The following is a 20,283-nucleotide window of genomic DNA, read 5'->3' on the forward strand; positions in this document are numbered from 1 at the left end:
TTTTATAATCTGAGCCTTTCTTCAAAAATAAGCATAAATTGGTTGAGAACAATGCCCCAATTTTGGATAGGCATTGTCCATTTCTTAGTGGCTTCTTTTAATGCCAGATACACTGATTTCATTACGGCCTCATCAGTAGGGAAAGACATTTTATTTTTGGTGTATTTTCTTATTTTTCCGTTGAGATTTTCAATTAAATTTGTGGTATAAATGATCTTACGGATCTCTAAAGGAAATTCAAAAAATACAGTAAGCTCATCCCAATTATTCCGCCAGGAGGCGATAGCATAAGAATATTTGCTTTCCCATTTTCCTGCAAAATCATTGAGAGCTGCTTCAGCCGCTTGTTTTGTTGGGGCGGTGTAAATATGTTTCATATCTGCAGAAAATTCTTTTCTATCCTTCCAAACCACATATTTGCAGGCATTTCTGATCTGATGAACGACACAGATTTGGGTTTGAGATTGTGGGAAAACTGAGCGAATAGTCCCAGTAAATCCGTTCAGATTATCTGTTGCCGTAATGAGGATATCTTCCACGCCGCGAGCTTTGAGATCCGTTAAAACACCCATCCAGAAGCTCGAACTTTCATTCTTACCGAGCCACATTCCAAGAACTTCTTTTTTCCCTTCACGATTTAATCCTACTGCCAAATAGATGGTTTTGTTAATGACCTTGGAGTTTTCACGAACCTTGAATACGATCCCATCCATCCAGACAATTAAATACAAATCTTCTAAGGGGCGGTTTTGCCAGCTCACCACTTCGGTGGCAACGGCATTGGTAATCCTGGAAATGGCAGAGGAAGATATTTCAAAATCGTATAGTTCTTTAACCTGCTCTTCGATATCGCTCACACTCATCCCTTTGGCGTAGAAGGAGATAATAATATTCTCCAAACCTTCGATGATGTTATGCCTTTTTGGAACTAATGCAGGTTCAAAACTGCTTGCCCTGTCTCTGGGAACTTTGATTTCACTCTCTCCAAAAGAGGATTTTATTTTCTTGGTTCCATGTCCATTGCGATAGTTCCCTTCTTTGGTTTTTTCATGTTTTTCATTGTCCAGATGAGCATCAAGTTCTGCTTCCAGCATATGTTCAACGGCACGTTTGTGCATCTGTTTGAAGAAAAAGGTTAAATCTTCTCCATTTTTAAAGGACTTATAGAAATCCTTGTTGTTTAATAATTCTTCTTTGTCGATCATAACTATATAGGTTAAAATTAATAAAAAGTTATTTCCGAAAATTATTTTTGAGCTTTAGAGGGCTCAAAAATTTTTCAGAATAACTTTTTAACTTACACAGTTAGTGAGACACTACCAAAAATAAAAAGAGGTTTCCGGTTGGAAACCTCTTTTTGTATATTCTATTTACAGTTCTCATTGTAATCATAGATCACTTCATTGATAATTGAAAGTTTATCCACCGTTGAATTGTTGATTTCATCCCGGATGAATTTTCCAAGACCGCTTCTTTTCTTCTCTTCGTTTTTCAGGGAACCATATTCTCCCTTTGTTATTTTTGCTTTTACGTAAGGGCAGTCTGCCAAGATAATTTTGGCTTTTGCGGGCGTTAATTCTTCAGCTTTTCCTCCTTTCTTTGAAAAGATATAATTGGGATTCTCTCTTAACCGGTCTGTTTCTCTCTGTGTGATGGCCTGAGTACTGTTTGCAGAAAGAGCCGTAGGATAGCCATAAAGCTTATAAACTGTAATTTTACCTTCTGCTACTACTTCAGCAAACTGTTCCGTTCTGGATAGGTTGTTGAGCGCCTTAAAGCCGGCTGATAATCCCGTTGAACTTTCAGAGCTGTTCAGAGCCTCTCTCATGTTTGAGTATTTTACCGACTTGAAAACCCTTGGGGTGTCACCTTCGTATAACATGTATTCTTTGATATCGTCTGTGTCGTAGGTTTTGAATTTTATCTTATTCTTTACTTTGTCAATATCAGCAATGGCTGCAAATTTTACTTTTAACTGATTTTGCCACGGACTTGAATAGCCGCCGTGCAGATGTACAACACCTTCAATTTTCTTTCCGGATTTGTCAATGATGTAGCCGTATTTTTCACCGTTGTAGGTTCCGGTTTCATCCTGATACTGAGCATGGGCATTGAGCGATACAAGACCGAACAGGCCAATAAGTAGTAATTTCTTCATGGTTTTGTTTTAAATTCCCACAAATATAAATTTTTAAATTCAAAATCATTATCAATTAAATATTGTAATAATAATCAACAAAAAAGCTCCGGAATTTCTCCGAAGCTTTTAATTTTATTTTAAATCAGAATTATTGGTATCTCTGATGTTCCTTACTTTTGGTAAACCTTTTGGTGATAGGTTTGAACAATGCTTTGTATTTTTCTGCATCAAACAGTTGCGAATCTGTAAGTGCTTTATACGTCATCCAGACTCCAAAAGGAAGAAGGATCAGGTTGGGAAGCCATGCTGCCAGATAAGGATTCATTTTCCCACTCCATGACATATTTTCCACCCCGACATTCATGACATAAAAGATGATGAAAATAACGATAGCGATGATGACCGGAAGCCCCATTCCACCTTTTCTGATGATAGAACCTAAGCTGGATCCGATCAAAAAGAAGATGATACAGGTCACAGAATAGGCAACAATTCTCTGCTGGTAAATAACGACTTTACTGAAGTATTTTACGTTAGAACTGTATTCATTCTTTTTAGATTCCAGTGTTGATTTCAGGTTGTCTAATCTGTTATAGGAATTGTAAATGATTTCCAGTTTTTTTTCACCTTTTACGGTGTCCAGTTTAATCTGGGTCTTCGGAGCTACTTTATGTTTATTCCCTTTATCCATGTAGGTAATCACAGAATTGGTCTGGTTAAGAACCTCAGAACCGATGTTATCAAAGAACTGTTTATTGTCTTTTTTGGTTTTTGTAATCGTTCCGTCAAGCTGGTTATAGGTCTGGAAACGGTAGTCGTCCGTAATCTGTTCTTTTTCGATCGCTTTATTGATGATTTCACTAATGTCAAAGTGGGATACCAATGTATCAAATTTAATAGCCTGGTCCGGTTGTTTCAGCCTTACGTTATCACCTTTTCCGGCAAAAGCATCTTCAAATACATAGCCGTTATAAAGGACAAGCTTTAGAAAATTCTTGTTAACAGCCGGAACAAATTTTCCTTTTTCAGCCACTACAGATTGTTGGTTTTCATAAGCATTGGCTTTTTTATGAACAAAAACGCCTTCAATATTTTCACCGTTTTCCCCATAGATCTTGTCAAACTTTACCATATAACCTGGAATCTGATCAATAAACTGTCCTGGAGTAAAGTTGATAGCCGGTTTGGTTTGGGCAATATTGAAAAGCATGTTCTTGGCTTTCTTCTGAAAGTCCGGAATAATATTATTAGAGAAGAAAAACAGCATGATGGCAAGTGCCGTGGAAATCCCAAGAAGAGGAGTCATTACTCGAGTCAAAGGAATTCCTGCCGCTTTCATTGCTGCAAGTTCGTAACGTTCTCCAAATTCACCAAACGACATAATGCTCGCCAGAAGGATCGTAAGCGGGAGAACCATACTGATGACGTTCACCCCAAGATAAAAAAGAAGTTTAAGGATTTGCCAGTAGCTTAATCCTTTTCCCATAAACTGTCCCAACTGTACCCAGATAATGTTTACAATAAAAATGAAAAACAATACGCTGAATATAAAGAAAAACGGTCCAAAGAAGGTTTTTATAATGTATCGGTCTAGTATTTTTAACATGCGCCAAAATTAATCAAAAAGCCACAAAGTTTACTTGTGGCTTTTTATATTTTGTTATTTTTTTAACGTTAAAAGTAAATTTACATAGTTGCGAATTCACTTTCAGCTTTTTAAAGTTCTGTAACGATGTAGTTTTTAAACTTATTTTTGTCAAAAACAAACATATTAGGATCCAGCTCCTGGTTTTCTTTATACTCTTTAATAGCAATTACAGCAACATCTTTATTGTTTCCATGTTGTTCCAGTTTTACCATTTGTTTTTTCGCTGAATCTACAAAAAGGTATACGTATTTTATTCCGTTCGCTTTTACCGGGGTCAGTTTAATAAAGTCAGCATTCACGCCATTGACCACTTTCTTACCGTTGTATGTTACGTTATAATCGTTTCTATAGGTTGTAAGGTAGTTGATAGGGGAGAACATGGTACTGCTTCCGTTAGGTTTAGCAATAGTTACTTCCATATCATCGGCGTTGATGTTGTAAATTTTATTCCCGTCGAAGATCTGTTCTGTATCCATGATCTTCAGTTTGTATTTTTCTCCTGCTACGTAATAAATACCAGGTTCTGTTTTTGTTACCTGCCCGTTAAGACCGCTTCCAAAAGAAAATTTGAAGTAAGAATTCTTTTTAGAATTGTAGTTGGCTGTAATATCATCCAATATCTTTTTAGCTTTAGCATCAATCTTTTGAGCGTTGGCCATACCTACTGCACCTACAACAAAACTTCCCAATATAACTTTTGAAATAATATTTTTCATTTTCTTAATTTAATAATCGTTAGATTTTCTTTAATTCTTAAGGTTAAAACGATGTGTTTTTCCTTTAACTACGCAGATCTTCCAAAAACTGTTCCAAAGAATGAAGGTCACTGATCAGAACCTCTCTTGCTTTTGCTCCGTTAAAGCCTCCAACGATACCACTTGCTTCCAGCTGATCCATAATTCTTCCGGCTCTGTTATAACCCAGTTTCAATTGTCTCTGAAGCATTGAGGTAGATCCCTGTTGCGTAGAAACAATGATTCTTGCTGCTTCTTCAAATAAAGCATCTTTTTCGTTCGGGTCAAAAGCACCTACTGTACTTGTTGAATCTTCAGATACGTATTCAGGAAGTAATAATGCTGAAGAATATCCTTTCTGTTCTCCGATAAACTCTGCCAGTCTTTCCACTTCCGGAGTATCTACAAAAGCACACTGAAGTCTTAAAATTTCATTTCCATTGAAATAAAGCATATCTCCTTTACCAATCAGCTGATCTGCTCCCGGAGAATCAAGGATGGTTCTGGAGTCAACACTGGAAATTACTCTGAAGGCAGCTCTTGCAGGGAAGTTGGCTTTGATCATCCCTGTAATTACGTTTACGGATGGTCTCTGTGTAGCTACAATAAGGTGGATTCCTACGGCTCTGGCAAGCTGTGCAAGTCTGGCAATCGGTAATTCAACCTCTTTTCCTGCGGTCATGATCAAATCTGCAAACTCATCTACTACCAATACGATATACGGTAAATAACGGTGCCCGTTTTCAGGATTTAATTTTCTTTCCGTAAACTTCTTATTATATTCTTTTAAGTTTTTACAGAAAGCATTTTTCAGAAGATCATAACGGGTATCCATTTCAATACAAAGAGAGTTCAGTGTATTGATTACTTTATTGGTGTCTGTGATGATGGCTTCTTCTGCATCCGGTAGTTTTGCCAGGTAATGTCTTTCAATTTTAGAATATAATGAAAGTTCCACTTTTTTAGGGTCTACCATGACGAATTTCAGTTCGCTCGGATGTTTTTTATAAAGAAGGGAAGTAAGGATAGCGTTAATACCAACAGATTTACCCTGACCTGTTGCTCCTGCCATCAATAAGTGAGGCATTTTTGAAAGGTCAGCCATGAAGATTTCGTTGGAAATGGTCTTTCCAAAAACTACCGGAAGGTCCATATCTGTATTCTGGAATTTCTGAGAAGCAATGACAGAACGCATAGAAACCATCGTAGGATTTTTTCTTGGTACTTCAATACCAATGGTTCCTTTTCCTGGCATTGGCGCGATAATTCTGATTCCTAATGCGGAAAGGTTCAGCGCAATATCATCCTGCAGTTTTTTAATCGCTGCTACTCTGATTCCTGCTTCAGGAACAATTTCATACAGCGTAACTGTAGGCCCGATTGTTGCTTTAATTTCTGCGATTCCAACGTTGAAATTCTTCAGAAGTCCAACAATCTTATTTTTATTTTCTTCTAATTCTTCTTTATTGATAGAAATTTCTTCATTTCCGTAATCTTTCAGTAGGTCTACAGGCGGCATCTGGAAGTTGGCAAGATCTAGCTTGTGGTCATATAAACCATGCTTTTCTACCAGTTCCTGAGACTTTTTATCAGAATCATCCAAAACATCAACCACCTGTGCCACTTCTACATTGAATTTAATATTTTCCTGTGCCGGAGCTGTTGTTACTGCCGGAGACGGAGCAGAAGGTCTGATATCAAATGCTTCCTCCGGGCTGGAAACCGGAACAATGGGCTTGGTAGAAAGGTTTAAGCTTACCTGTTGAGAAACATCTCTTGGCTCTGCTTCAAAAGAAGTATGGTTGGGTGTTGTAATAGTTTCTATCTCGTTTGAAACCGGAACTTCAGGGAATCCTTTCGGAGCACTTACAGGTTCTGGTTCTTTCATTGTATTGACAGGAGTTGTAACGGTCTTGTTGGCAACATCACTCACCGTAACTCTGGAAAGCGTCTCTTCTTCCGCTTCCTCTGCTTCCTCTTTCAATTCCTCATCAGCTTCGAAATCATCATTGGAGTCCGGCATCATAGATTTTACTTTTCCAATCGTATTTTCATTGATTTTATCCAGTTTCGCTTTGATAGAACTTGGACGAAGATTGAATTCAAGAATAAAATAGAGAAGAATGCTTGCTGCTAATACCGTCCACAGACCTACTGCTCCGATGATGGAGTTAAGATAGTCCATGATCTGATATCCATAAACACCGCCTAAAACACCCTGGCCTTTTGTAAGTGCCCCCATAAAAATAGGAAGCCAGCAGATGAAAAATAAAGAGTGGCCGATCGTTTTCCACGGTTTGAAGATTTTCTTCTTAAGGATCAGTGTTCCCACTACAAGGAACAAAAATGCAATGATAAATGAAGCAATACCAATACTTTCAAAAATGAAAATATTTCCAAGCCAGTCACCTACCTTGCCAAAGATATTGGAAGATTTTATGCTTTTGTCCAGCATGGTTCCGGCCTGGCTTTGATCTGCTTTCCAGTTCATCAGATAAGAGACGAATGAGAATGCAAGAACAGCCGATAAAAGTATAAAAGTAAGCCCGAAAAAAATACGTGGCTTAGATAAGATTCTGCCTTTTTCAGGCGATTCAGTCGGTTTTTTTTGTGTCTTTTTATCCATAATATCAATGTCGCAAATTTAATGTTTTATTCAACACTAAATGAATCTTTTTTATCCAAAAAACATTTTGGTAATCCCGCTTTTATAAAGGTTATTTAAAATTTTTACTTTAAAAATATTTTCTTTTATGACAGAATAAAATAAGGCTATTTTTTTTGCTTATCCAAATCTGATACCGTTAAATTATATTAACTGTTTGTCAATAGTTTTTCTTTAAAAAGATAATAAAATTTTCGTTCTAAACCGATGAGTACGAAAAAAATTAACAATATTAAGTTTTTAGATGTCAATAGTGTTTTTTGAACTAGTTCAAAGGCCAGGCCATGAGACCTCTGTAATTTTGACCTATACAATTTTACTCATGAAAAATAAATTTAAAACTATACTGACCTCTTGTCTGATATTAATTTCAATGATTACAATGAATGCACAACAACAAAAAACGGAACACACGGCACTATTAATTATCGACGTACAAAATGATTATTTCCCGGGCGGAAAAATGACGCTGGAAAAAAGTGTACAGGCCGCTGAAAACACCAGAAGGATTTTAGAATATTTCAGAAACAATCATCTTCCTGTTATTCACATCCAGCATATTTCTACCAATGATGGTGCAGTATTTTTTATTCCTGGTACAGATGGAGCTAAAATCAATCATCTGGTTTTGCCGGAGAAAGATGAAAAAGTGATTGTCAAGCACTTTCCCAACAGCTTCAGAGAGACTGATCTTCTGAATTATCTTCAGTCAAAGACCATTAAAAATCTGGTGATTACAGGAATGATGACAGATGTCTGCGTGGAATCTACCACCAGAGCTGCTTTCGATTTCGGGTTTACCAATATCATTATCGGTGATGCCACAGCCACCGGAAACCGTGAACTGAATGGGGAAGTGATAAAGGCTGAAGAAGTTCAAAGATCCTTTTTGGCGGGGATTTCTGCTCTTGGAAACCTGTATGCCCTCGTAATGAATACAAATGAATTTTTAAGCAAGTAGGCTTCTTTGGATACGCAAGGGCACAAAATGATAGTAAAAATTGTTTATCTCCGATAAAAATCTAAAACAGGTTATCTTGCTGAAAATCTTCAATTTTCTTGCGTCTTAAAATAAACAATATGTATGGTAAAACTTTGCGTCTTTACGTTTACCCAACAAAAATTGAAGTTCTATTGCTTATATATAAAAACGACTTAACATCACTTAATTCAATAAAGGTGTCAATAATTTTGATAACTTTATTTTGTTTAAATTACAGAATGCCCGATCTGCTCTATAAAAATATCAGTAACTATGTAAATCTTTCCCAGGAGGATTTCAACCAGTTTACAAAACCTTTTGAATACAGAAAGTTCAAAAAGAAAGAAATCGTTCTCAAAGAAGGCGACTATTGTAATTTTGAAGGATTTGTTTTGACTGGCTGTTTCAAGGTCTATTACCTGAATGAAAATGGATTGGAACAAACCCTTTATTTTGCGGTAGAAGGATGGTGGATCACCGATATTGACAGTCTTATCAATACCGTTCCCAGTATTCTCAATATTGAAGCCCTTGAAGACAGTGAAGTTTTGATGATTTCTAGAAAAGATAAAGAAAATCTGTATAAAACAATGCCACAGATAGAAAAGCTTTTCAGAATCATGAACCAGAAATCTTCGGTAGCGTTGCAGAGAAGAATTCTTTCCTTAACGGGCAAAACAGCGGACAAACGATATCTTGAATTCCTTGAAAAGTATCCTGGATTGGAACAACGGATTACCCAGCAGCAGGTAGCATCCTATCTGGGAATTACCCATGAGTTTTTAAGCAAAATCAGGAGGAAAATGTCATTGGAAAAATAAGTATATTGCAACAGTTTTCTTTATCATATCAGGATTTGTATCCGATAGGATAAAGAATGATAATTAATAACCGATTGAAGACTTTTTAATGGAATTTTTTGGTGTCCCCGGAATTTTTATTTTCATCTTTTTAATATTGATCAGACCTTTAACAGTCTTTTTTCATGAAATGGGGCATGCCGTTACCGCCTGGCTGGTGACAAGAAAGAAAGTACATGTCTTTATGGGTTCTTACGGAGATAAGGATAACAGTTTTCTCATCAATTTCAAAGATTTTTCTTTTTATATTTTTAAAAATCCCCTTAAATGGGGAAGAGGACTCTGTGAAAGTGAAGAAAAAAGATTTTCTGTCAATAAGCATATTTTATATGTATTTGGAGGGCCGGCTGCATCATTATTACTGGCTTTACTCTCTTATTTAATCATTTCAAATACTCAATTTCTTACTTTGTTTTTCATCATCTTAATGGTTTCTTCAGCCATTGATTTTTTGATCAATATTTTTCCGAGCCACAAACCTATTTATATGAGTGATGGAAGATTAATATTTAACGATGGAAAAGCTATTGTCAATCTTATCCGTCAGAAAAAACTGCCTAAAGAATATACAGAAGGAATCTATAAATTTAACGAAAAGAAGTATTGTGAAGCGGCATCAATCTTTGACAGTTTACTGCAGGAATCAAAAGATCTTGATATCTACAGGATGGCAATAGTATCTCATATTAATGCTAAGAACTTTGAAAAAGCAAAAGAGACAGCCATTACATTCAAAGAAAATAATTCTTCCATGACTACGGATGACTGGACGAATTTTGCATTGACCTTTACTGAAACAGGATCGTTGGAAGAATCTCTTGAATATTATGATAAAGCCTTAAAAATAAATCCGGACAACAAATTTGCTTTAAATAATAAAGGGTATACACTAATTCTCCTCGAAAAATATGAAGAGTCTATCCCTTTATTAAACAAAGCTATTTCAGTGGATAAAAAATTTTCATATTCCTATAATAACCGCGGACTGGCAAAAATTAAATTAAACCTTTGTGAAGAAGGACGCAAAGATATTGAAGATTCATTAAAGCTTGATTCGCAAAATGCTGATGCCTATAAAAATTTAGGAATTTACCATATGAAAAAAATGGAGTATCAGGAAGCAATGGATTTGTTTTTAAAAGCTAAGAAAATGGATGGATCACTCACCGGAATTGATACTTTAATCAATAAGCTGAAATTAAAAATGGAGGTGAATCATACTTTGGATACGTAAAATGTTTTATATGAGGTGATTATGTTGAGAATATGGAATCGGTTATAGAGTTTCTCAATCAGTCGGATAGGCAATATAAATCCAGATATTTACATTTTTAAAAATTGAATTTTTCCTAATGTTTTCGCGCTTATTAAGAACGTTTCAAAATAAGCAAAACCAAGGCCAAAGTGATAAAAAACAGCTTTTTTTAAGCTCTTTGTGGTTTATCATGCTTATTTTTGCATGTCAAGTACAATAAATCATGAAGAAGCTCCAAGATATTCTTATCTCAACCAGGACAATGGCTGTATTGTTGCTGGTGTACGCATTCGCGATGGCTTATGCAACGTTCTTAGAAAACGACTACGGAACTCCTACAGCAAAAGCATTAATTTATGAGGCTAAATGGTTCGAACTGATCATGGTCTTACTGATTCTCAATTTCATAGGAAATATCGGAAGATACAGACTGTGGAAAAAAGATAAGTGGCCGGTTCTTGTTTTCCACCTTGCCTTTGTTTTTATTTTTATCGGTGGTGCCATCACCAGATACATCAGTTTCGAAGGACAAATGCACATCAGAGAAGGTGAGACATCCAACGAAATCGTAACCGATAAAAATTTCTTTAAAATTCAGATCGAAGAAAAGGGTGATGTACTGAATTATCAGGATGTTCCTTATCTGATGTCTCCGTTACACAAAGATTTCAAAGCAACTTATGACTTCCACGGAAAAGAAGTGAAAGTGTTTGCCAAGGAATACATCCAAAGAAAAAAAGACAGCCTTGTAGCTGAGCCAAATGGTGCTGAGTATCTTCATTTGGTTTCTACCGGAAATACCGGAAGACAGAACATTTACATCAAACTGGGAGAAACAAAATCCATCAACGGTACTTTGGTGACATTCAACAGAGCTATTGAAGGTGCTGTTGAATTCAAAAATGAAGGCGGAAAATTATTCATCAAAACTCCTGTAGATGCAAGCTATATGACCATGGCTACTCAGGCAACAGGAACTACAGTGAAAGATGAATTCCAACCTTTGGCATTAAGGAGTTTATATACCATTAACGAACTGAAGCTGGTAGTACCTGAAGGTCTTAAAAAAGGAAGACTGATGGCTATTGAAGGCGACAGAAAGAAAGATGCTAACGTTCCTGATATGCTTCAGATTGAGCTTCAGGGTCCAAAAACAAAACAAATTGTAGATCTTTCTGTTGAAAAAGGAAACCCGAATGCTTACAAGCAGGTTACCATGGACGGTTTAAACATCATGGTAGGTTTCGGTCCTAAAGTATATAATACCCCTTTTGCATTGAAACTGGATGATTTCGTGATGGAAACATATCCTGGAAGTTCATCTCCGAGTGCTTATGAAAGCCACGTAAAAATCATTGACGAAGGTAAAGAAACTCCTTATAAAATCTATATGAACCACGTTCTTAACCATAAAGGATACCGTTTCTTCCAGTCGAGTTTTGATCCGGACAGAATGGGAACCGTTCTTTCCGTAAATCACGATTACTGGGGAACATTGATTTCTTACATCGGATACGGACTTTTATTCCTTGGAATGTTTGTCATTTTCTTCTGGAAAGGAACTCATTTCTGGAAATTAAATAAAATGCTGGCTGACGTGAATAAAAAGAAAGCAGCAGGTATACTTTTATTGTTCTTAAGTTTAGGTTTACATGCACAAAAAATCGAAACTCACGGAACTACCGACGGAAGCAGAGAACATATTCATGTGGAAGGAGACAATCATTCTCATGCTCCGGCACCGTCTGCCCAGCCGCTTGACGGTGCTGCTCCAAAGCAGAACTCTCTGGCAACTCCAATGGGGAAAATGAGATCTATTTCTCCCGATGAAATCATTGCAAGAAACAAAATCAGCAAAGAACATGCTGATAAATTCGGATATCTTTTGGTTCAGAACTTTGAAGGAAGAATTGTTCCTATCAATACAGAGGCAATCGATATTTTAAGAAAATTATACAAGAAAGACGAATTTAAAGGAACAGACGGAAAATCTCTTACAGCCAACCAATGGTTCCTTTCTATCAATACAGATACTCCGAGCTGGACAATGGTTCCAATTATTAAAGTAGGAACTAAAGGAGGTGATGAACTGAAGAATAAAACAAAAGCAGATGAAGATGGTTATACTTCATTGATGAACCTTTTCCCTGCAGATGCAAACGGTAATCTTACTTATATTCTTGAGCATGATTACAACACCGCATTCCGTAAAAAACCGGCTGAACAAACAAATTATGATAAAGAAGTAATTGCTGTAAACGAAAGAGTACAGATCTTCAATGAGTTTTTCAGCGGTCAGTTTATGAGAATTGTTCCTGTGAAAAATGATGCCAACCATACATGGCATTCATGGTTGGATCAGAAATTCGAACCGGATATGGAATCTCAGCAGGTAATGGGACCTTATTTTGCAGAAGCGCTTACGGCACAAAAAACCGGTGACTGGAGCAAAGCAGATGCAGAATTGAAAAAGCTTTCAGACTATCAGCAGAAATGGGGTAAAGCAGTTGTTCCTGCTAAATCCAAAGTAGATCTTGAAGTATTTATGAATAAAGTAGATATTAACTTCAAATTATTGATCTTCTACACGCTTATCGGCGGTCTTCTTCTTATATTAGGTTTTGTTGAATTATTCAAATCAAATAAAGTATTAAATAAAGCAATTAAAGTAATCATTGCGATTGGTTTAATTGGATATCTGTGTCATTTCTTAGGACTTGTTGCAAGATGGTATATCTCAGGACACGCTCCTTGGAGTAACGGATACGAAGCAATTATCTTTATCTCCTGGGTAGGTATTACGGCAGGTTTAATCCTGTACAGAAATGCCAATGCATTGATTCCTGCAGCAGGATTTATGGTAGCTGTTATCATGATGGGATTTGCCCACGGAGGTTCAGCACTTGATCCGCAGATTACACCACTTGTTCCGGTATTGAAATCTTACTGGTTAATTGTTCACGTAGCTATTATTACATCAAGTTACGGATTCTTCGCACTCTCGATGATTATTGCGGTGATCTCATTAGTATTCTATATTATCTCCAATAAAGAAACGTATAAAATTCACCACGATACGACATTGAAGGAACTCGTAATTGTTTCTGAAATGTCATTAACGATCGGATTGTTTGCTTTAACGGTAGGAAACTTCTTAGGAGGAATCTGGGCGAACGAATCATGGGGAAGATACTGGAGCTGGGATCCGAAAGAAACATGGGCTTTCATCTCCATCATGGTATATGCATTTGTACTGCACATGCGATTAGTACCGGGATTGAGAAGCAGATGGGCATTCCACGTAGCAACAATGTTTGCATTCTGCTCAATGGTAATGACTTATTTTGGAGTAAACTATTACCTGAGCGGACTTCACTCATACGCAGCGGGAGATCCGGTACCTGTACCAGCCTGGGTATACATCGGAATCTCAACAATGATTATTTTATCAGCTGTTTCTTATATAAAGTTTAAAGCTTTAACAAAGAAATAACGATCTGAACATATAAATTTAAATCCCGGAATTCACTTTCCGGGATTTTTTTATTTCTATTGTTGCTGGATTTGGGATGAGTTGTGTTAACCTAAGGTTCGCAATGATTTTGGGATAAAATATCGTTCGAAAAGGCGTTTCACTCAGCAAAGAACTAGCGGTCTTAGCTAAACGAATTGGCTTTGCGAACAAAAGTATTATACATCCTAATAAATCAACCTTCCGAACTTTGCATTAGTTAAAAATTCCCGGATCCCGAAACTCGCAACTCAAAAAAATCAAAATTTATCATTCATAATTCATAATTCATCACTATCTTTATGATATCAAAATAATATCAAATTAAAATTCAATCATGGAAAAAACATTAAAACCCATGTCGGGTTATCTTACATTGGTCATTTGCCTGGCCTTGTTTGTTGCAGCAGTATACTTCTTTGTGAGTGGAGTAGATCAAAGTATAGCCTATGTGGTTATCTCTATGCTTTGCTTTCTTCTTTCGTGCTTTTTCTTAAAAGGGTTAATGATTATTCAGCCTAACCATTCGAGAGTATTAAACTTCTTTGGAAAATATGTAGGAAGTGTAAAAGAGAACGGATTATTCTTTATCAATCCTTTATATTCATCACAAAAAATTTCTTTACGTTCCGAAAATCTGCAAGGTCAGACTTTGAAGGTCAATGATAAAATGGGTAACCCTATTGAAATTGCAGTTGTAATTGTATGGAAAGTAGGAGATACTTATAAAGCGGCTTTTGATGTGGAGCGTTATTCAGACTTTGTAAAAATGCAGAGTGAGGCTGCCGTAAGACATTTGGCGATGAGCTTTCCTTATGATAATTTAGAAGATGATCATGCTCCGATTACATTAAGAGAAGGAGGAGATAAAATCAATTCTATTTTGGAGCAGGAACTTACAGACCGTCTTTCAAAGGCAGGAATCGTGATTCAGGAGGCAAGGATTTCTCACCTGGCTTATGCTTCGGAAATTGCGGGAGCAATGCTTCAGAGACAGCAGGCAACGGCTATTGTTGCTGCAAGAACAAAGATTGTGGAAGGAGCTGTAGGAATGGTAGACCTTGCATTGAAAAAGCTTTCGGAAGAAAATATTGTAGATCTTGATGATGAAAGAAAAGCGGCAATGGTAAGCAATTTAATGGTGGTTCTTTGCGGTGAAAAAGCAGCAACTCCCATATTAAATGCGGGAACACTTTACAATTAAGAAGTGAACAATTAATAGTTAGATTTTAGTGCAGATAGCTTTCACACTAAAATAGTCAGAAATAATGTTAGAGAATTTAGAAAATGAAATCAGAAAAAGCTCAAAACTCTTCGGAAAGCAAAGGCAAAAAATCCTTTGTGATAAGGATAGATGAGTCTACTTATAAACTTCTTGAAAAGTGGGCCAATGATGAATTCAGAAGTGTGAACGGACAGATAGAATACCTGCTGCATCAGAGCCTGGTCAACGCAGGGAGGAAGAAGAAAGAGTAAATGAAAGGAAAGAATTGAGGAAGAAGAGTAATCTTTTTGGGAGGCAGATCCATAGAAAATTATGATAACCTCCTTTTTTTAAATTACAGAAAATATAAAAAAGACCTCTTTTTTTGGCTTTACAATAAAGAAATAATAATTTGATTAAGCTTATGTCAAAAAGAAAGCAGAGAAAATTTCTCTGCTTTTTTATTGTATACAACTCTGGAGACTATCTGCTCCAACGTAGAATATGACCAGCCAAATCAAGCCTTTTATGGTAAAGAAAGCTAATCCAGCCCATCCCACACGCTTGAACCACTTTTTAAGCTTTGAGTTGTTTTCTTGTGAATTTTCCATTGGTGATTATCAAAAAGATTACCCTACAAAGATAAGCATGTTTGTAATTAGTCCAAATAAAAAGCCTGTTAAAAATTAAAGTTTTGAGGTTCACATAATATTTTTATCTTTAGAGAGAACGAAAAGTAAGATTTTATGTCAAAAAAAGTAAAGGATTTCGGAATTGAAAAAACACTTAGAAATCTTGGTATCAAAGAAGAGAACAAAGGGACTTCAGTGGGCGGAAAATATTTCGCTTCAGGAAAGGTGATAGAAAGCATTTCTCCTGTAGACGGAAAGTTGATCGCTAAAGTAAAAACTTCCGGAGAAAGTGATTATGACAAAGTAATTGAAACTGCTCAAAAGGCATTTCAGGAATTCAGGCTGATTCCGGCTCCCAAAAGAGGAGAGATGGTAAGACAGCTGGGCTTAAAATTAAGAGAATATAAAGACGACCTTGGTAAACTTGTTTCTTATGAAATGGGGAAATCATTACAGGAAGGTCTTGGTGAAGTTCAGGAGATGATCGATATCTGTGACTTTGCAGTTGGACTTTCAAGACAGCTTCAGGGGTACACTATGCACTCTGAAAGACCTGGACACAGAATGTATGAGCAATACCATCCGCTGGGAGTTGTTGGGATTATCACCGCATTCAACTTCCCGGTAGCCGTATGGTCCTGGAACACTGCATTAGCATGGATCTGTGGTAACGTTACCATTTGGAAGCCATCTGAGAAAACACCGCTTTGTGCTATTGCATGCCAGAATATCATGATGGAAGTTTTGAAGGAAAATAATCTTCCTGAAGGAATTTCAAGTGTATTGGTATCGGACCACGAAATCGGGCAGAAACTGGTAGATGATAAAAGAGTAGCGCTGGTATCTTTCACTGGATCTACAAGAATTGGAAGAATGGTTTCTTCTAAAGTAGCTGAAAGATTCGGGAAGTCTATCCTTGAATTGGGTGGAAACAATGCGATCATTATTACAAAAGAAGCTGATATTGATATGTCAATTATCGGAGCTGTTTTCGGAGCTGTAGGAACTGCGGGCCAAAGATGTACTTCGACAAGAAGACTGATTATCCACGAAAGTGTGTATGATGAAGTGAAAACAAGATTGGCAAAAGCTTATGGTCAGCTGAAAATCGGAAACCCATTGGATGAGAAAAACCATGTAGGACCGCTTATTGATACTGATGCTGTAAACCAATACGAAGAAGCCATCAAAAAATGTAAAAAAGAAGGTGGAAAATTCGTTGTTGAAGGCGGAGTTTTATCTGGTAAAGATTACGAATCCGGATGCTATGTGAAACCTTGCGTAGCGGAAGTGAAAAATTCTTATGAAATTGTTCAGCACGAAACTTTTGCACCAATCCTATATCTGATCAAATACAAAACATTAGAAGAAGCGATCGCTATTCAGAATGATGTTCCTCAGGGATTATCTTCTGCGATCATGACCCAGAATCTAAGAGAGGCAGAATTGTTCCTTTCTCATGCTGGTTCAGACTGTGGTATTGCCAACGTCAATATCGGAACATCCGGTGCTGAAATTGGTGGAGCTTTCGGTGGTGAAAAAGAAACCGGTGGTGGAAGAGAGTCAGGATCTGATGCCTGGAAGTATTATATGAGAAGACAAACCAATACTATCAATTACACCGCACAACTTCCTTTGGCACAGGGAATTAAATTTGATTTATAAAAGCTTTACTTAAAGCACTCAAAAAACATAAAACTTAATAACCTGAATGATTAAAAACTTCATTTTTGGATCATTTAATCGTTCATTTATTAAATCACACTACAATTTATTATGGAACACACATTAGATATAAAAGCAAATAAAGTAAAAGAAACAGTAGGAAAACATGTGTTGGCAGACGGTTTCGATTTTGTGATGGATATTGAAAAGTCACACGGATCATGGCTTTATGATAAACTGACAGACAGAGAATACCTGGATATGTTCTCTATGTTTGCATCTGCATCCATCGGATACAACCACCCTTATCTTGTTGAAAGATCAGAATGGTTAGGAAGAATGGCTGTTAATAAACCTACTTTGGCTGACGTTTACTCGGAAGAATACGCTCATTTCCTTGAGGTATTCGAAAGAGTGGTTATCCCTGAAGAATTACAATATGCTTTCTTTATTGAAGGCGGAACAATGGGGGTTGAAAATGCAATGAAAGCATGCTTCGATTGGAAAACCCGCAAAAACTTTGAAAAAGGATTAGACACTGAAGCTGGAATCTGTATCCACTTCAAACAGGCTTTCCATGGAAGAAGTGGTTATACTTTGAGCCTAACCAATACTTCTGACCCAAGAAAGTATCAATATTTTCCAATGTTTAACTGGCCGAGAATTTTAAATCCAAAATTAAAGTTTCCCATCACAGAAGAGAACCTTGAAGAAACTATCAAAAACGAAAATCTTGCTTTACTTCAGATTGAAGAGGCTATTTTGATGCACCCTGATAAAGTGGCTTGTATTATCATTGAACCTATTCAGGCTGAAGGAGGTGACAATCATTTCAGAGACGAATTCTTATTAGGATTAAGAAGAATCTGTGATGATAACGAAATCTTACTTATTTTTGATGAAGTTCAGACAGGGATTGCCATTACAGGGAAAATGTGGGCTTTCCAGCATTTCACAGCAAAACCGGACATTATTTCTTTCGGGAAAAAAGCTCAGGTTTGTGGTGTGCTGGCTAATAAGGAAAAATTTGATCAGGTTCCGAACAATGTTTTCAGGGAAAGTTCAAGAATCAACTCAACATTCGGAGGGAACTTTATCGATATGCTTCGTTTCCAGTTGGTAATGGAAGTGATTGAGAAAGAAAATCTTGTTGAGAACGCAAGAGTAGTTGGAGATTTCTTACTGGAAAACTTAAAAGCTCTTGCTGAAAAATATCCTGAAAAAATTTCCAATGCAAGAGGAAGAGGCTTGATGTGTGCTATTGATCTTCCTACTGCAGAGCAGAGAAACCACCTGATGAACGAGCTTTTCAATGACGGATTGATTATTCTTCCTTGCGGGGATCAGTCTCTTCGTTTCAGACCTCACTTGAATGTTACTAAAGAAGAAATCCAGCTTGCTTTAGACAAAATTGAAAACAATATTAATAAAATTTAAAATCCGGAATTTGTAATTTTAAAAAAAACATTGTATATTTAGATACTCAAACAATTAGAATATGGAAAGAAGTACGAGAGTATCAGTTTATGAAAGTGATAACCCTTCAGAAATTCAGTTGGTTAAGTCTAAATTGGATGACGCGCAAATTGCAAATACCGTTGAAAATAATTATCTTACGTTTACCACTACGCCAACAGCCACCTCGCTGAAGGTAATGGTAGATCTGGAAGAAGAAAAAAGAGCATTTGAAATTATTGATGCTTACCTTCAACAAAGTGAAAATCAATAAACAATTTCATAATTTTAAATTTTACTACTTCGAACCGAAAATTAATTTTAATTAATTTTCGGTTTTTTAATTGCAAACCATCAAAAAATAAATATTTCAAAGATTGAACGAAAAGCAATAACTCTGATTTTAAATTCTTAAATCATTCAATCTTTTAATCAAATTTTTATAACATGAATCCAGAGATTAAACTAAGACAAGCGGAAATTGAAGACAGAAACATTATTTGGGAAATCATTCAGCAATCCATCGAAAGAAGAAGACAGGATGGAAGTACCCAATGGCAGAACGGGTACCCTAATCTCGGGACAGTGGAAAGCGATATTGCGAAAGGATTTGGTCACGTTATGACAGTGGATGGAGAGATTGCAGTATATGCAGCACTTATTCTGAATGATGAACCTGCTTACAGCACCATTGAAGGAGCGTGGTTAAGTGATGGTGAATTTGTTGTAGTTCACAGAGTGGCTGTAGATGAAAAATTTGCAGGACAGGGAATGGTAAAGAAGCTTTTTGATCAGATCGAAGAATTTACTAAATCCCATGGAATTCAGAGTATTAAAGTTGATACCAATCATGACAATATTGCCATGTTGAAAATCCTTGAAGGCAGAGGTTATTCTTATTGCGGAGAAGTTCTTTTGAAAGACGGAATGAGAAAAGCTTTTGAGAAGATTATAATTTAATCAAAAAGTTAAATCAACTTTCATTGAATTTTTAAAACGCCCTGTATTTATAAACTCTATCAGGTTTGTTCGTTTGGTTCTGAACTAATTTCTACTTTTGTTCAAATTTTTATATTATGCACCAAAGTATAGAAATTGATGAAAAAATTTTTCAAGATGCCGTAAAATTCTATGGCACCGTGTTTAGCTTACCCCCTTTAGCTTCAAAAATTTATTCCTACCTTCTTTTCGACTATGAGAAAGTAGGAATTACTTTTGACGAGTTTGTTGAAGTGCTCTCTGCGAGTAAAAGCTCTGTTTCTACCAGTATTTCATTACTGCTCAATGCCCAGCTTATCGTAGATCATAACAAAATGGATGAGCGGAAACGGTATTTTTTCATCAATGATGAATACAAGAAAATACGATTCGAAAAAATTGTCCAGAAAATGCAGGACGAACTAAGACTATTAGATGATTTAAACAATTTTAAAAAAAGTAAAGACGATGGATACAACGAAAGAATAGAAGTTTACAAAGCACTCTTAAATAAAAACATAGAAAATATTCAGGAATCTCTTAATAAACTATAA

General features: G+C 36.4%; 17 protein-coding genes. 12 read left to right on the top strand and 5 right to left on the bottom strand.

Annotated features, from left to right (window positions below):
* Nucleotides 1-2 precede the first annotated feature (2 nt).
* The 5 genes from RHP76_RS02190 to RHP76_RS02210 form a co-directional block, all read right to left on the bottom strand.
* Complete coding sequence (locus tag RHP76_RS02190; protein ID WP_311228317.1) at nt 3-1,205, bottom strand: IS256 family transposase; 1,203 nt, start codon at nt 1,203-1,205, stop codon at nt 3-5.
* A 161-nt stretch (nt 1,206-1,366) separates the two neighbouring features.
* A complete protein-coding gene (locus tag RHP76_RS02195) occupies nt 1,367-2,158 on the bottom strand; it encodes a hypothetical protein (protein ID WP_311229364.1) in 792 nt (263 codons plus the stop codon).
* Between the two features lie 130 nt (nt 2,159-2,288).
* On the bottom strand, nt 2,289-3,746 hold the full coding sequence (locus RHP76_RS02200) for an LptF/LptG family permease (protein ID WP_120230946.1): 1,458 nt from the start codon (nt 3,744-3,746) through the stop codon (nt 2,289-2,291).
* Between the two features lie 110 nt (nt 3,747-3,856).
* Nucleotides 3,857-4,504 (bottom strand): outer membrane lipoprotein periplasmic chaperone LolA1, encoded by a 648-nt coding sequence (locus RHP76_RS02205; protein ID WP_047431065.1) that lies wholly within the window; start codon nt 4,502-4,504, stop codon nt 3,857-3,859.
* Nucleotides 4,505-4,568: 64 nt separating this feature from the next.
* Nucleotides 4,569-7,148, bottom strand: a complete 2,580-nt coding sequence (locus RHP76_RS02210) for an FtsK/SpoIIIE family DNA translocase (RefSeq protein WP_311229365.1) — start codon at nt 7,146-7,148, stop codon at nt 4,569-4,571.
* A gap of 361 nt (nt 7,149-7,509) precedes the next feature.
* Between RHP76_RS02210 and RHP76_RS02215 the strand changes: the two genes are divergently transcribed.
* The 12 genes from RHP76_RS02215 to RHP76_RS02270 all read left to right on the top strand — a co-directional run bounded on the left by RHP76_RS02215 (nt 7,510) and on the right by RHP76_RS02270 (nt 20,283).
* On the top strand, nt 7,510-8,148 hold the full coding sequence (locus RHP76_RS02215) for a cysteine hydrolase family protein (RefSeq protein WP_311229366.1): 639 nt from the start codon (nt 7,510-7,512) through the stop codon (nt 8,146-8,148).
* A gap of 260 nt (nt 8,149-8,408) precedes the next feature.
* Nucleotides 8,409-8,990: a Crp/Fnr family transcriptional regulator gene (locus RHP76_RS02220; protein WP_120230949.1), complete on the top strand. Its 582-nt coding sequence runs from the start codon at nt 8,409-8,411 to the stop codon at nt 8,988-8,990.
* 88 nt (nt 8,991-9,078) lie between these two features.
* On the top strand, nt 9,079-10,263 hold the full coding sequence (locus RHP76_RS02225) for a tetratricopeptide repeat protein (RefSeq protein WP_311229367.1): 1,185 nt from the start codon (nt 9,079-9,081) through the stop codon (nt 10,261-10,263).
* Between the two features lie 244 nt (nt 10,264-10,507).
* Nucleotides 10,508-13,777: a cytochrome c biogenesis protein CcsA gene (gene ccsA / locus RHP76_RS02230; RefSeq protein WP_311229368.1), complete on the top strand. Its 3,270-nt coding sequence runs from the start codon at nt 10,508-10,510 to the stop codon at nt 13,775-13,777.
* 355 nt (nt 13,778-14,132) lie between these two features.
* Complete coding sequence (locus RHP76_RS02235) at nt 14,133-14,999, top strand: SPFH domain-containing protein (protein WP_079241549.1); 867 nt, start codon at nt 14,133-14,135, stop codon at nt 14,997-14,999.
* 83 nt (nt 15,000-15,082) lie between these two features.
* Nucleotides 15,083-15,271 carry a type II toxin-antitoxin system antitoxin gene (locus RHP76_RS02240; RefSeq protein ID WP_034694367.1) on the top strand — a complete coding sequence of 63 codons (189 nt, stop codon included), beginning with the start codon at nt 15,083-15,085 and terminating at the stop codon, nt 15,269-15,271.
* Between the two features lie 232 nt (nt 15,272-15,503).
* A complete protein-coding gene (locus RHP76_RS02245; protein WP_157885742.1) occupies nt 15,504-15,689 on the top strand; it encodes a hypothetical protein in 186 nt (61 codons plus the stop codon).
* 56 nt (nt 15,690-15,745) lie between these two features.
* Nucleotides 15,746-17,296: an L-piperidine-6-carboxylate dehydrogenase gene (locus RHP76_RS02250; RefSeq protein ID WP_311229369.1), complete on the top strand. Its 1,551-nt coding sequence runs from the start codon at nt 15,746-15,748 to the stop codon at nt 17,294-17,296.
* Nucleotides 17,297-17,407: 111 nt separating this feature from the next.
* Complete coding sequence (gene lat, locus RHP76_RS02255) at nt 17,408-18,733, top strand: L-lysine 6-transaminase (protein WP_216444744.1); 1,326 nt, start codon at nt 17,408-17,410, stop codon at nt 18,731-18,733.
* A 61-nt stretch (nt 18,734-18,794) separates the two neighbouring features.
* Nucleotides 18,795-19,025, top strand: a complete 231-nt coding sequence (locus RHP76_RS02260) for a DUF2007 domain-containing protein (RefSeq protein WP_062670045.1) — start codon at nt 18,795-18,797, stop codon at nt 19,023-19,025.
* Nucleotides 19,026-19,198: 173 nt separating this feature from the next.
* On the top strand, nt 19,199-19,711 hold the full coding sequence (locus RHP76_RS02265; RefSeq protein WP_062670043.1) for a GNAT family N-acetyltransferase: 513 nt from the start codon (nt 19,199-19,201) through the stop codon (nt 19,709-19,711).
* A gap of 116 nt (nt 19,712-19,827) precedes the next feature.
* Complete coding sequence (locus tag RHP76_RS02270) at nt 19,828-20,283, top strand: hypothetical protein (protein WP_034694378.1); 456 nt, start codon at nt 19,828-19,830, stop codon at nt 20,281-20,283.

Origin of the sequence: Chryseobacterium sp. SG20098 (assembly GCF_031844745.1) — a bacterium.
Classification (GTDB): Bacteria; Bacteroidota; Bacteroidia; order Flavobacteriales; family Weeksellaceae; genus Chryseobacterium; species Chryseobacterium cucumeris.

What these genes read in the sequence shown, in the direction of transcription:
- RHP76_RS02190 (WP_311228317.1), bottom strand. Translation starts at nt 1,205, where the DNA reads ATGATCGACAAAGAAGAATTATTAAACAACAAGGATTTCTATAAGTCC.
- RHP76_RS02195 (WP_311229364.1), bottom strand. Translation starts at nt 2,158, where the DNA reads ATGAAGAAATTACTACTTATTGGCCTGTTCGGTCTTGTATCGCTCAAT.
- RHP76_RS02200 (WP_120230946.1), bottom strand. Translation starts at nt 3,746, where the DNA reads ATGTTAAAAATACTAGACCGATACATTATAAAAACCTTCTTTGGACCG.
- RHP76_RS02205 (WP_047431065.1), bottom strand. Translation starts at nt 4,504, where the DNA reads ATGAAAAATATTATTTCAAAAGTTATATTGGGAAGTTTTGTTGTAGGT.
- RHP76_RS02210 (WP_311229365.1), bottom strand. Translation starts at nt 7,148, where the DNA reads ATGGATAAAAAGACACAAAAAAAACCGACTGAATCGCCTGAAAAAGGC.
- RHP76_RS02215 (WP_311229366.1), top strand. Translation starts at nt 7,510, where the DNA reads ATGAAAAATAAATTTAAAACTATACTGACCTCTTGTCTGATATTAATT.
- RHP76_RS02220 (WP_120230949.1), top strand. Translation starts at nt 8,409, where the DNA reads ATGCCCGATCTGCTCTATAAAAATATCAGTAACTATGTAAATCTTTCC.
- RHP76_RS02225 (WP_311229367.1), top strand. Translation starts at nt 9,079, where the DNA reads ATGGAATTTTTTGGTGTCCCCGGAATTTTTATTTTCATCTTTTTAATA.
- ccsA (WP_311229368.1), top strand. Translation starts at nt 10,508, where the DNA reads ATGAAGAAGCTCCAAGATATTCTTATCTCAACCAGGACAATGGCTGTA.
- RHP76_RS02235 (WP_079241549.1), top strand. Translation starts at nt 14,133, where the DNA reads ATGGAAAAAACATTAAAACCCATGTCGGGTTATCTTACATTGGTCATT.
- RHP76_RS02240 (WP_034694367.1), top strand. Translation starts at nt 15,083, where the DNA reads ATGAAATCAGAAAAAGCTCAAAACTCTTCGGAAAGCAAAGGCAAAAAA.
- RHP76_RS02245 (WP_157885742.1), top strand. Translation starts at nt 15,504, where the DNA reads ATGACCAGCCAAATCAAGCCTTTTATGGTAAAGAAAGCTAATCCAGCC.
- RHP76_RS02250 (WP_311229369.1), top strand. Translation starts at nt 15,746, where the DNA reads ATGTCAAAAAAAGTAAAGGATTTCGGAATTGAAAAAACACTTAGAAAT.
- lat (WP_216444744.1), top strand. Translation starts at nt 17,408, where the DNA reads ATGGAACACACATTAGATATAAAAGCAAATAAAGTAAAAGAAACAGTA.
- RHP76_RS02260 (WP_062670045.1), top strand. Translation starts at nt 18,795, where the DNA reads ATGGAAAGAAGTACGAGAGTATCAGTTTATGAAAGTGATAACCCTTCA.
- RHP76_RS02265 (WP_062670043.1), top strand. Translation starts at nt 19,199, where the DNA reads ATGAATCCAGAGATTAAACTAAGACAAGCGGAAATTGAAGACAGAAAC.
- RHP76_RS02270 (WP_034694378.1), top strand. Translation starts at nt 19,828, where the DNA reads ATGCACCAAAGTATAGAAATTGATGAAAAAATTTTTCAAGATGCCGTA.